The organism is Paraburkholderia sp. J67 (genome assembly GCF_905220265.1).
Classification (GTDB): domain Bacteria; phylum Pseudomonadota; class Gammaproteobacteria; order Burkholderiales; family Burkholderiaceae; genus Paraburkholderia.
The window spans coordinates 43,317-55,294 of sequence record NZ_CAJMZK010000017.1 but is presented as its reverse complement, the minus strand read 5'-3'; the positions used below and the strand labels follow the sequence as shown (position 1 = coordinate 55,294).

Here is an 11,978-nt window from a genome sequence, read left to right as displayed (position 1 = left end):
TGGTTAATACGAAATGGGGTGCGATGGGCGCATTGCGCAGTCTGGGGGGCGTGTTCACGCCGCACGCAGCGCAGGCCGCAGCGGGCCGATGCGCCAGCGCCCCGCATTATCGCTCAAGTGCGGGGCGCAATCGCCGCGCCGCCCGGCTGGCGGACGCGCGACGTCGGGATGGCGATCATTCAACCGGCTGGTCAACCTGCTATTGAACCGGCTTTTCGACTACCACGCGGCGCGAATCGCGGGCGATCACCTGCATCGGCAGGCCTTGCGCCACGAACTCGTCGTAGCGATCCGCCGGCACCAACGCGAGCGCGTAGCGCTCGGCCTTCCAGCGTTGTTCCCACTCGGCCACGGTCGGTACCCATTTTTGCGGCTCTTCGCTGATGCCGAAGGCCAGTTCGTCGGTGACCTGCACCATCGTCATCGAATGGCGCACGTAGAAGGGCAAGGTGTGGTCGAGTACGCCCACCGAATAGAACGGCGTGTCGGGCGGCAATTTGGCGATCGCCGAGCGTACGGCCGGCGCGAGCGGCGCGCCCGAGCTGAGCGTGCCGAACACGTCATGGCCGATGCCCGCGATGGTCGCGAGCAGCAGCCAGGCGGCGCCCAGCGCCACGGCCGGCGCCTGGGCGCCCGTTTCCGGCGTGCGCTTCGAGCGCGCGAAACGCAGACCCACCATCGTCGCCACGAAGGCGACCGCGGCGGCGGCGAACACGTAGACCTGGAATTGGCGATAGAGCGCGTTGGGATTGCGCGCGTCGCCCAGTCGCGTGAGCACGAACGAGCCCGCCATCAGCGCGACGGCCAGCAGCGCATAGCCGAGCAGATGCCGCGTCCACTGTTTGCGCGTCATGAGCGGCAGGTACAGGCCGATCACGAGCGCGAGCGGCGGGGCGATCGGCAGCGTGTACGAAATCAGCTTCGAATGCGAGGCGCTGAAGAACAGGAAGATGAAGGCGGTCCACACCAGCATCAGCGTGACAGGCGCGAAACCGTTGGGCTGGCGCGGCGTGCGCAGCGCATGGCGCACGCTCTGGAGGCTCACCGACAGCCAGGGCAGGAAGCCCACCAGCATCACCGGCACGAAGTAGTAGAACGGGCCGGGGCGGTTCTGCGCGGGCGTGAGGTAGCGCTGGAACTGCTGGACGATGAAGAAGAAGTTGAAGAACTCGGGATTGCGCTGCTGCACGAGGATGAACCACGGCGAGACGATCGCGAAGAACACGATCAGGCCGCTCACCAGATACAGGCGCTTCCAGAGCGCCCAGTCGCGCGCGATCAGCGTATAGAGCACCAGCACGGCGCCCGGCAGGATCAGGCCGACGAGACCCTTCGAGAGCACGGAGAGCGCCATCGCGCCCCAGCACACCCACATCCACAAGCGCGCGTCGCGCGTGGACAGGTTCGGGCGCTGGGCCAGCAGCAGCGCGCAAAGGCTCAGCTCCATCCAGAACGACAGGCCCATGTCGAGCGTGTTGAAGTGGCCCATCAGGTTCCAGTACGGCGCGCAGGCGAGCACGAGCGCCGCGAAGAAACCGGTGGCCGCATTGAACACGCGCGCGCCCGTGAAGCCGACCAGCAGCACGCCAGCGAAGCCCGTGAGCGCCGTATAAAGGCGCGCCTGCCATTCGCCGATCCCGAACCACGCGAACGTGAGCGCGTTCATCCAGGTCTGCAGCGGGGGCTTCTCGAAATACTTGTAGCCGTTGTAGCGCGGGGTGATCCAGTCGCCGGACGCGAGCATCTCGCGCGCCATTTCGGCATAGCGGCCTTCATCGCTTGGCAGCAGATGGCGCCAGCCGAGCGGCACGAACCAGATAACAGCGAGCGCGACGATCAGCAGCAGGATCGCGCCACGGTTGAGCGGCAGCCTCGAGGGCGTATCGTTCATGGATTGCAGCCTGTTCTTGTCAACGTTGCGGGCTTGCGGGCGGCGCCGCGCCCGGGTGCGGGCTCGAGGGAGACCCGCGCGGCGCGCAAGTGTACTACGCCGCGCCGGGCCAACCTGAAGGCGAGCTTAAGGGGGAATTGACGCGCGTGCTTTCCCGGGCTTTCCGGTGGGCTTTCGCGCCGCGTCAATCAGGTATAAGTGCAGCCGGGATCAGGACTCGACCGGAAATCAATCAGGTTTCGATCAGCAGTGCGGCGGCCACGCGGCGGCCTTCGGCCATCAGGATGTTGTAGGTGCGGCAGGCGGCCTTGATGTCCATCGCCTCGACGCCGATGCGCTTCGCAGCCAGCGCGGCGGTCAGGCGCGGGTGCGGGAAGCGCAGGCGCTCGCCGCTGCCGAACACCACGACTTCGGGCTTGAGCGGCAGCAGCATGTCGAAGAGTTCGGGCGTAAGGGCGTCGAACGCGCTCACCGGCCAGGGGACGACCGGCGTGTCGGGCAGCATGAGAATGCTGCCGTTATGGCGTTCGAGATTGATTTCGACGTAATCGGCGCCGTAACCGGTGACGGTGTTCAGGGCGGCGCTGGAATCCTGGTGTAATTTCAAAACTTCAATTCCGGAAGATCGCAGGTCGATCGCGGTCAGCGCGGCGGGAAGGGACGCTCACAAATGACGAATACGGCGTGGTGCATTCGTGTCCCATTTCCTGCGCGCCCGCGGCTGGCGGGCCGGCGCGGCTTCTTGCGCATTGCGGAAGTCGGCCAAAATCCGCTAAATTATAACTTTTTGGCAGCCGCGGCGAGGGAGTATGGCCACGAGCGGCCGTCCCAGCGGTGTCCGTTGCAGTGTCCGTGAAGGCTCCTGCGCACGCCATGCGCCCGAATCATCCGTTTCGCGGGCGAACGCAGTCACAAGCTGCAAGGCTGGTCTCATCCGCGTCCGGGCACGCCTTATCCTGGCCCTGCACTGGCTCCCGCACCGGCACTCGCGCCGTTCATTCGCCGCTCATTGGCGGCTCCATCATCCGATCAACCCCGTTCCAGCCCGTACCAGGCTTTTAATCCGACAGCCCGCCGTGAAACCGATCCTCAAATCCAACAAGCTGCAGAACGTCTGCTACGACATCCGCGGGCCGGTGCTCGAGCATGCCAAGCGCCTCGAAGAAGAAGGCCACCGCATCATCAAGCTGAACATCGGCAATCTCGCGCCGTTCGGTTTCGACGCACCCGACGAAGTGATTCAGGACATGATCCTGAACCTGCCGGGCTCCTCGGGCTATTCGGACTCGAAGGGCGTGTTCGCCGCGCGCAAGGCGATCATGCATTACGCGCAGCAAAAGGGCATTAAAGGCGTCGAACTCGACGACATCTACATCGGCAACGGCGCGTCCGAGCTGATCGTGATGGCCATGCAGGGTCTGCTGAACGACGGCGACGAAGTGCTGCTGCCCGCGCCCGACTATCCGCTCTGGACGGCGGCGGTCAGCCTCTCGGGCGGCACGCCCGTGCACTACATCTGCGACGAATCGAACGCATGGATGCCCGACCTCGACGACATCCGCGCGAAGATCACCCCGAACACCCGCGCGCTGGTGGTCATCAACCCGAACAATCCGACCGGCGCGCTGTACTCGGACGAACTGCTGCGGGGCCTGATCGAAATCGCGCGTGAGCACGGCCTGATTCTTTTCGCGGACGAGGTCTACGACAAGATCGTCTACGACGGCAAGCAGCACACGGCGCTCGGCTCGCTCTCCGAGGACGTGCTCACCGTCACGTTCAACAGCCTGTCGAAGAGCTATCGCGCGTGCGGCTACCGCGCGGGCTGGATGTTCCTCTCGGGCATGACGGGCGAGAATCGCCGCCGCTCGAAGGACTACACCGAAGGTCTCGGCATCCTGGCCTCGATGCGCCTGTGCGCGAACGTGCCGGGCCAGTACGCGATCCAGACGGCGCTGGGCGGCTACCAGAGCATCAACGAGCTGATCCAGCCGGGCGGGCGTCTGTATCGCCAGCGCGATCTGGCGTACAACATGCTGACGGCGATTCCGGGCGTGACCTGCGTGAAGCCCGAGGCGGCGCTCTACATGTTCCCGCGCCTCGACCCGAAGCTCTATCCGATCCAGGACGACCAGCAGTTCATCCTCGACCTGCTGCTGCAGGAGCGCGTGCTGCTGGTGCAGGGCACAGGTTTCAACTGGAAGCAGCCGGATCACTTCCGCGTGGTGTTCCTGCCGAACGTCGACGACCTGACCGATTCGATCAACCGGATCGCGCGCTTCCTCGACGGCTATCGCCAGCGCCACGGTACGTAAGGCTTGCCCCGCGTACCTCATCGAATTTCGCGAATTTCCCGAATTTCCTTTTCACACTTTTAGACGAACACACGCTGCATGGATCCGATCAAAGTAGGTCTCTTGGGCTTCGGCACGGTGGGCAGCGGCACCTTCACGGTACTGCGCCGCAACCAGGAAGAAATCAAACGCCGCGCGGGTCGCGGCATCGAGATCGCGCGCATTGCCGTGCGCAATCCGGCCAAGGCAACGGCAGCGCTCGGCGCTGACGCCGGCAGCGTCGACCTCACGACCGACTTCAACGCCGTGGTCGACGATCCGTCGATTTCGATCATCGCCGAAATGATTGGCGGCACCACGCTCGCCAAGGATCTCGTGCTGCGCGCGATCGGCAACGGCAAGCACGTCGTCACCGCCAACAAGGCGCTGCTGGCGGTCCACGGCACGGAGATCTTCCAGGCCGCGCGCGCCAAGGGCGTGATGGTCGCGTTCGAAGCGGCGGTCGCAGGCGGCATCCCCATCATCAAGGCGCTGCGCGAAGGCCTCACGGCCAACCGCATCCAGTACATCGCGGGCATCATCAACGGCACGACGAACTACATCCTGTCGGAAATGCGCGAGCGCGGTCTGGACTTCGCGACCGCACTCAAGGCCGCGCAGGAACTGGGCTACGCCGAAGCCGATCCGACCTTCGACATCGAAGGCGTGGACGCCGCGCACAAGGCCACGATCATGAGCGCGATCGCGTTCGGCGTGCCGGTGCAGTTCGACAAGGCTTACGTGGAAGGCATCAGCAAGCTCGACGCCATCGACATCAAGTACGCGGAAGAGCTGGGCTACCGGATCAAGCTGCTCGGCATCGCGCGCCGCACGGACAAGGGCATCGAGCTGCGCACGCACCCGACGCTGATCCCGGCCAGGCGCCTGCTCGCCAACGTCGAAGGCGCGATGAACGCGGTCGTGGTGCACGGCGATGCCGTGGGCACGACGCTCTACTACGGCAAGGGCGCGGGTGCGGAACCCACCGCCTCGGCCGTGGTGGCCGATCTGGTCGACGTGACGCGTCTGCACACGGCCGATCCAGAGCACCGCGTGCCGCACCTGGCGTTCCAGCCGGACAGCCTCTCGAATACGCCGATCCTGCCGATCGACGAAGTCACGAGCGGCTACTACCTGCGCCTGCGCGTGGCCGACCAGACCGGCGTGATGGCCGACATCACGCGCATCCTCGCGGATAGCGGCATCTCGATCGACGCGCTGCTGCAAAAGGAATCGGAAGAGGTGGACGCGCAGGGCAAGGCGGAGACGGACATCATCCTGATCACGCACCGCACGGTCGAAAAGAACGTGAACGCGGCGATCGCGCAGATCGAACAACTGGCGACGGTGAAGTCGTCGGTGACGAAGCTGCGCATGGAAGGACTGAACTAATCCGGTGAGGCGACAGGTGTTGCAACACCTGTCGCAAGATAAGGGCAAGGCAATGAATTACGTATCTACGCGCGGCGCGGGCGCCGGCGAGCATCACTCGTTTTCGGACATCCTGCTGGGCGGTCTCGCGCGCGACGGCGGTCTCTATCTGCCAGCCGAGTATCCGCGTGTCAGCGAGGAAGAACTCGCGCGCTGGCGCGGCCTCTCGTACGCGGACCTCGCGTTCGAGATCCTCTCGAAGTTCGCGACCGATATTCCCGCCGAGGACCTGCGCGACATCACGCGCCGCACCTACACGGCCGCCACGTACTGCAACGTGCGCCATGGCGAGGACGCCAGCAAGATCACGCCGCTGACTTCGCTCGGCGAGGAAAACGGCGCGCCGCTCTCGCTGCTCGAACTCTCGAACGGCCCGACGCTCGCGTTCAAGGACATGGCGATGCAGTTGCTCGGCAACCTGTTCGAGTACGCACTCGCCAAGGCCGGTCAGCAACTGAACATTCTGGGCGCGACCTCGGGCGACACCGGCAGCGCCGCCGAATACGCGATGCGTGGCAAGAAGGGCGTGCGCGTGTTCATGCTCTCGCCGCACAAGAAGATGAGCGCGTTCCAGACGGCGCAGATGTTCAGCCTTCAGGACCCGAACATCTTCAATCTGGCCGTCGAAGGCGTGTTCGACGACTGCCAGGACATCGTCAAGGCTGTCTCGAACGATCACGCGTACAAGGCGCAGCAGAAGATCGGCACGGTCAATTCGATCAACTGGGCGCGCGTCGTGGCTCAGGTCGTCTATTACTTTGCGGGCTATTTCGCCGCGACGAAGAGCAACGACCAGCGCGTTTCGTTCACGGTGCCCTCGGGCAACTTCGGCAATGTGTGCGCGGGCCATATCGCGCGCATGATGGGCCTGCCGATCGAAAAGCTCGTGGTCGCGACCAACGAGAACGACGTGCTCGACGAGTTCTTCCGCACGGGTATCTATCGCGTGCGCGCGTCGGCGGAGACGTATCACACGACCAGCCCGAGCATGGATATCTCGAAGGCATCGAACTTCGAGCGCTTCGTCTACGACCTGCTCGGCCGCGATCCGGCACGCGTGACGCAGCTGTTCCGCGACGTGGAAGAAAAGGGCGGTTTCGATCTGACGGCGAGCGGCGACTTCGTGCGCGTGCAGCAATTCGGTTTCGTCTCGGGCCGTAGCAGCCACGACGACCGGATCGCCACGATCCGCGACGTGTATACGCGCTACCAGACCATGATCGACACCCACACGGCCGACGGCGTGAAGGTCGCGCGTGAGCATCTGCAACCGGGCGTGCCGATGATCGTGCTGGAAACGGCGCAGCCGGTGAAGTTCGGCGAGACGATTCGCGAGGCGCTCGAGCGCGAGCCGGAGCGTCCGGCTGCATTCGAGGGTCTGGAGGCGCTGCCGCAGCGCTTCGAAGTTCTGCCGGCCGATGCGCAGCGTGTGAAGGATTACATCGCTGGCCATACGGGGCTGTAAACAGGCGCCCCTCTCCCCCGGCCCCTCTCCCACAGGGAGAGGGGAGCAAAGTCTCCCTCTCCCTTTGGGAGAGGGTCGGGGAGAGGGATGCTGCGATGCTCGATATAAAGGGACGCGGCGCAACGCCGCGCCCCCGCCGCTACAATAACGACAGACCCCAACTGTCGATGGCGCTGGCGCAGGGATTGACTGGCGCTGAATGCCGCCTCGCGCCACGTCACCATCCCCGCACATGTCCACGCCCAATACGCCTATAGCGCCCAGCGCGCCCTCAGCCGCCCCTGCTCCGCGCGTGCCGATGATCTCGACCGCCGACGCGCTGGCGACCTTGCTGGCCGCCGCCCAGCCGCTCGCGCAGACCGAAACCCTCTCGACCTTCGACGCGCTCAACCGCGTGCTGGCGGTCGAAGTCGTTTCCTCGCTCGACGTGCCGCCCATGCACACGAGCGCGATGGACGGCTACGCCGTGCGCGTGGCCGATCTCGCCCAGGGCAGCCGCCGCCTGCCGGTTTCGCAACGCATTCCGGCCGGCCACGCGCCGCAGCCGCTCGCGGCGGGCACGGCGGCGCGCATCTTCACGGGCGCCTCGGTGCCGCCGGGTGCCGATGCCGTGGTGATGCAGGAGCAGACCGAAAGCGCCGATGGCGAAGTGACGATCCTGCACAACCCGAAGGCGGGCGAGTGGATCACTGCGCAGGGCGCCGACATCCGCAAGGGCTCGGTGATCCTCCCGGTGGGCACGCGCCTGGGTCCGGCGGCGCTCGGGCTGGCGGTGTCGGTCGGCTGCGCGACGCTCACGGTGACGCGGCGCGTGAAAGTGGCGGTGTTCTTCACCGGCGACGAATTGACGATGCCCGGCGAGCCGCTCAAGCCGGGTGCGATCTACAATTCGAACCGCTTCACGCTCACGGGGCTGCTGCGCAACCTCGGATGCGAGGTGACGGATTACGGCATCGTGCCGGATCGGCTCGACGTCACACGCGAAACGCTGCGCGACGCAGCGACGAAGCACGACCTGATCCTGACGTCCGGCGGTGTGTCGGTGGGCGAGGAGGATCACGTGAAGCCGGCCGTCGAAGCCGAGGGCCGGATCGACATGTGGCAGATCGCGATGAAGCCGGGCAAGCCGCTCGCGTTCGGCGCGGTGCGCCGCCCGCAAGGGGAGGGTGTCGAAGGCGAGGCCTTTTTCATCGGCCTGCCGGGCAACCCGGTTTCGAGCTTCGTGACCTTTCTGCTGTTCGTGCGGCCGTTCCTGCTGAGCCTCGCGGGCGTGGCGCACGTGAGCCCGCGCGCGCTCTCGCTGCGCGCCGATTTCAGTCAGAACAAGGCCGATCGCCGCAACGAGTTCCTGCGCGCGCGCGTGAATCCGGCCGGTGGGCTGGACCTGTTCTCGAATCAGAGCTCGGCGGTGCTGACCTCGACCGTGTGGGGCGACGGCATCATCGACAATCCACCCAATCACGCGATCAGCGCGGGCGAGACCGTGCGTTTCATCCCGTTTACCGAACTGCTGTACTAAAGCCAGTACCGAGCCTTATCCGATGAAGATTCAGCTGAAATTTTTTGCGAGCGTGCGCGAAGCACTGTGTGTCGCCGATGAAACCGTCACGTTGCCCGAGAGCATCGTCACGGTGGGCGATGTGCGTGGCTGGCTGCGCGCACGGGGTGGCGTCTGGGCGGAAACGCTGGCGGAGGGCCGCGCGCTGCGCATGGCCTGCAATCACGTCATGACCGAGCCGACCACACGCATCACCGAGGGCTGCGAAGTGGCGTTTTTCCCGCCGGTGACGGGCGGCTGACCGTAGCGAGCCCAAAGGTAATAAAGGGAATAAAGCCATGCCCGTACGCGTCCAGACCGAAGATTTCGACCTGAGCACCGAAGTCGCGCAGTTGCGTGCCCACAACCCGGCGATTGGCGCGGTGGCGTGCTTCGTCGGCACCGTGCGCGATCTCAATGACGGCAGCAGTGTCGCGGGGATGGAACTCGAGCACTATCCGGGCATGACGGAAAAGGCGCTCGAAGGCATCGTGACCGAGGCGCAGCGGCGTTGGCCGGGTATCGAGGTGCTGATCGTGCATCGGGTGGGCAAGCTCGCGCCGCTCGACCAGATCGTGCTGGTGGTGACCACCTCGAAGCATCGCGGCGATGCGTTCGCCTCGTGCGAGTTCGTGATGGACTATCTCAAGACCGAAGCGCCGTTCTGGAAGAAGGAAGAGACCGAACATGGCGCGCGCTGGGTCGATGCGCGCACGAGTGACGACGCGGCGCTGGCGCGCTGGGGCGTGAAGTCGGGGAATGCGGCGAACGAGGGTTGACGGGCGGGCTTGCGCGATATCGATTGATCGTTCCGGTATTTAAGGAACTATCGCGCCTCATGCCGTTGATTTCGCCATTGTTCCTGGACGATCGGAACAATGGTCGGCGTTCTCCCGGACTCATGCCTCGTTTGGGGCGCGTACCGTCACGGCGCTGGCCCCCGTCGTGCCTGAGCGGTGCGAGCGGAGTGTCTCGCGCATCGCCGCCGCTTAGATGACGCGTCTGGGGATGGCCACTGAAGCCATGCGCACGCCCAACGACCCCTCCGACGGCGTCAACGCAGCCAGACTGGTGCGCGCGTTTTCAACCCTGGCCTCGAAAGCCATCCTTGCGGTGCCGCTCAGCGGTGCGACGAACTCGCGCGAGGTCAGCGTCAGCGGATCGACGGGGCGCTCGTTCAGACGCACCTCGAAATGCAGATGTGGCCCTGTCACCGTGCCCGTGCGGCCGACATACCCAATCACCTCGCCCTGCTCGATTCGCTGCCCGGAGCGCAACCCGCTCGCCCACGCAACCAGATGCGCATAGCGGGTCGAGTAGCCATCGTCGTGACGCAACACGACCAGCTTGCCGTAGCCATGACCGCTGGCGGCCAGTTCCAGCGTGCCGGTAGCGGCCGCATGGATCGGCGTGCCGACGGGCGCGGTCAAATCGATGCCAGCATGAAAGCGCGGCTCGCCAAACACCGGATGCGTGCGCATGCCGAATGGCGAACTCACCCGACGGTAATCGAGCGGCATCGCGAAAGGCTTGCCTGCGAGCAGCGCGCCATCGAGCGTGTAGTACGCACCGCGGGCGGCGCCAGGCGCCCGGAACCACAGTGCGTCGTACGTTGCGCCTTGCAGGCGCAGCGCGATAGAGGCGATACGTGGCGTCATCAGGCCGTCGACCTGATCCAGCATCACGCGGAAAGTGTCGCCCGCCTGTGCGTGGGCATCGAGATCGACACGGCCTGCGAAGAGGGTTTCGATTTGCGTAGCGACGCTGGCGGGCAAACCGGCTTGCGTGAGCGATGCGCGCAAGGTCGAGTCGATCGACCCGGCGGCTGACTGCACCTCGCTCGCCGGCAGGCCGAACGCCGATGCGGCGTCGGGTGCGTTCAATGCCGACGCGATGCCCGCATCCAGCGCGATCACGGGGCCGGACCATCCGTGATCGTCCGAGGCGAGCGAGCCTTCGGCTAGCGGCTCATCCGCGAGCGGCAGGCACATCGAGGCGAGGCGTGAGCAGACGATGCCGGGCATGCGCGTGTTCGATGGCGGCGTCATAGCAAACGGCGTTGCATCCGCGCTCAGGGCGAACGGCTGGGCGAACTCGCCGTCGACGTCACGCAGCGACGGCCAGATCGCATCGAAGGACGTCACGGGCGACGCGGCTCGCAAGGTCTTTTCGTTGGCAAACGTGGCGTGGGGGAGTGCCGGGCTTGGGGCGAACGACGTCGAAACGGCGGCCTGGGCGCCGGGTACGAGCGCCGTGGCCAAGCCCAGGGCCATCAGCGCCGCAATACCGCCAGGCGTCTTGCGTTTGAGTGGCAATGGGTGCGCCGCCGTCATGGAGAAAGCTTGCCCGCGCGCAAGGGAGGAGCGTAAGTCAGTCACGTAGGGATCTCGCGGTGAGAAACAAAGGAACGCGGGCAGGAGCGGCCGAGCATGGCAGCGGCGCGTGGCGAGGATCAGGTCATCGCGCCGCGCAGCCCAACGAGTAATGAAGAAATTTTACGAATCGGCCTCAGGGGAATCTGTAGAACGAATTCGAATGGCGGGAGGGTGAAGCGGTGCGATGAGGCGGTCGACCTTATGCGCATAAAACGGGGGCAGATTGCTTATTAATTGCAACTAACAGCCAGACTTGCCGAAGCCCGGATGGCGGGCGGTCCAAGGGGCTTAGGCGGCTTCGTCGTGATCCATCGAACGGCCGATGATTTTGGCCGGAAATGGCTCGCCAGCAGGGCGTTCCGGCAGGTCGTGCCCATGCCCGGCGGGGTGACGCCGGGGCGCGATTGTCTCGAGCAGCGCGACTTGTTCGGCCGGAATCACATAATCCCAGCCGAAGCGGCTCAGTTGCAGGCTCTGGACGATTCGCAGCGCCGGTTCCATGAAGCGCACGGCGGCGGCGGGTTCGTAATGGGCCTGAACCGTGTCGAGAAAAAGATAGAGCCAGTGGCTGAAATGCTTCGGCTCGATCCCCGGCACGGGTTCGTGCGCCTGCTGCACATTGCCTCGATACGACTTGCTGCCGAGTACGAGACTCGACCAGAAACGGCACATCTTCGGCAGATGGTCGTCCCAGCGGCCGGCAAGCGCGCCATCGAAGACCGGGCCGAGCAGGGCATCGGCGCGTACACGGTCGTAGAACGCGTAGACGAGTTCGCGGATGTTCTCTTCGGTGGGGGCGGTGTGCCGCACGCGGGCGGCATGGGCGTCGGGGTGAGTCATGGTGGAGCCTGAGGATAAAGCGGGGAACGCGCTGCGAGCGGGTCATGATACTCGGCTGCGCTAAAACCTGCATGCCGTCTGCATGTTAATGTAGGGATTCCCGTTT

At 65.2% G+C, this 11,978-nt stretch carries 10 protein-coding genes; 6 read left to right on the top strand and 4 right to left on the bottom strand.

Going from position 1 to position 11,978, the window contains the following annotated elements:
* Nucleotides 1-199 precede the first annotated feature (199 nt).
* Together U5782_RS26185 and U5782_RS26180 are read right to left on the bottom strand one after the other, a co-directional pair.
* Complete coding sequence (locus U5782_RS26185; RefSeq protein ID WP_322046805.1) at nt 200-1,891, bottom strand: glycosyltransferase family 39 protein; 1,692 nt, start codon at nt 1,889-1,891, stop codon at nt 200-202.
* A gap of 232 nt (nt 1,892-2,123) precedes the next feature.
* Entirely contained in the window at nt 2,124-2,498 is a 375-nt protein-coding gene (locus U5782_RS26180; protein WP_322046804.1) for an Mth938-like domain-containing protein, read from the bottom strand.
* A 469-nt stretch (nt 2,499-2,967) separates the two neighbouring features.
* Between U5782_RS26180 and U5782_RS26175 the strand changes: the two genes are divergently transcribed.
* The 6 genes from U5782_RS26175 to U5782_RS26150 all read left to right on the top strand — a co-directional run bounded on the left by U5782_RS26175 (nt 2,968) and on the right by U5782_RS26150 (nt 9,436).
* Nucleotides 2,968-4,206: a pyridoxal phosphate-dependent aminotransferase gene (locus U5782_RS26175; protein WP_322046803.1), complete on the top strand. Its 1,239-nt coding sequence runs from the start codon at nt 2,968-2,970 to the stop codon at nt 4,204-4,206.
* Nucleotides 4,207-4,284: 78 nt separating this feature from the next.
* Complete coding sequence (locus U5782_RS26170; protein ID WP_322046802.1) at nt 4,285-5,616, top strand: homoserine dehydrogenase; 1,332 nt, start codon at nt 4,285-4,287, stop codon at nt 5,614-5,616.
* Between the two features lie 52 nt (nt 5,617-5,668).
* Nucleotides 5,669-7,120 (top strand): threonine synthase, encoded by a 1,452-nt coding sequence (thrC, locus tag U5782_RS26165; protein WP_322046801.1) that lies wholly within the window; start codon nt 5,669-5,671, stop codon nt 7,118-7,120.
* Nucleotides 7,121-7,418: 298 nt separating this feature from the next.
* Entirely contained in the window at nt 7,419-8,639 is a 1,221-nt protein-coding gene (glp, locus tag U5782_RS26160) for a gephyrin-like molybdotransferase Glp (protein WP_322046913.1), read from the top strand.
* Nucleotides 8,640-8,661: 22 nt separating this feature from the next.
* On the top strand, nt 8,662-8,919 hold the full coding sequence (moaD, locus tag U5782_RS26155; RefSeq protein WP_322046800.1) for a molybdopterin converting factor subunit 1: 258 nt from the start codon (nt 8,662-8,664) through the stop codon (nt 8,917-8,919).
* 37 nt (nt 8,920-8,956) lie between these two features.
* The gene (locus U5782_RS26150; RefSeq protein ID WP_322046799.1) at nt 8,957-9,436 is read left to right on the top strand and encodes a molybdenum cofactor biosynthesis protein MoaE; all 480 of its coding nucleotides are present in this window, start codon (nt 8,957-8,959) and stop codon (nt 9,434-9,436) included.
* Nucleotides 9,437-9,646: 210 nt separating this feature from the next.
* On the opposite strand, the gene U5782_RS26145 is transcribed toward U5782_RS26150, so the two are convergent.
* Nucleotides 9,647-10,972: a M23 family metallopeptidase gene (locus U5782_RS26145; RefSeq protein ID WP_322046798.1), complete on the bottom strand. Its 1,326-nt coding sequence runs from the start codon at nt 10,970-10,972 to the stop codon at nt 9,647-9,649.
* Nucleotides 10,973-11,320: 348 nt separating this feature from the next.
* Complete coding sequence (locus tag U5782_RS26140; protein WP_322046797.1) at nt 11,321-11,872, bottom strand: group III truncated hemoglobin; 552 nt, start codon at nt 11,870-11,872, stop codon at nt 11,321-11,323.
* Nucleotides 11,873-11,978 lie beyond the last annotated feature (106 nt).

Coding starts and splice junctions, on each gene's coding strand:
- U5782_RS26185 (WP_322046805.1), bottom strand. CDS start 1,891: ATGAACGATACGCCCTCGAGGCTGCCGCTCAACCGTGGCGCGATCCTG.
- U5782_RS26170 (WP_322046802.1), top strand. CDS start 4,285: ATGGATCCGATCAAAGTAGGTCTCTTGGGCTTCGGCACGGTGGGCAGC.
- thrC (WP_322046801.1), top strand. CDS start 5,669: ATGAATTACGTATCTACGCGCGGCGCGGGCGCCGGCGAGCATCACTCG.
- glp (WP_322046913.1), top strand. CDS start 7,419: ATGATCTCGACCGCCGACGCGCTGGCGACCTTGCTGGCCGCCGCCCAG.
- moaD (WP_322046800.1), top strand. CDS start 8,662: ATGAAGATTCAGCTGAAATTTTTTGCGAGCGTGCGCGAAGCACTGTGT.
- U5782_RS26150 (WP_322046799.1), top strand. CDS start 8,957: ATGCCCGTACGCGTCCAGACCGAAGATTTCGACCTGAGCACCGAAGTC.
- U5782_RS26140 (WP_322046797.1), bottom strand. CDS start 11,872: ATGACTCACCCCGACGCCCATGCCGCCCGCGTGCGGCACACCGCCCCC.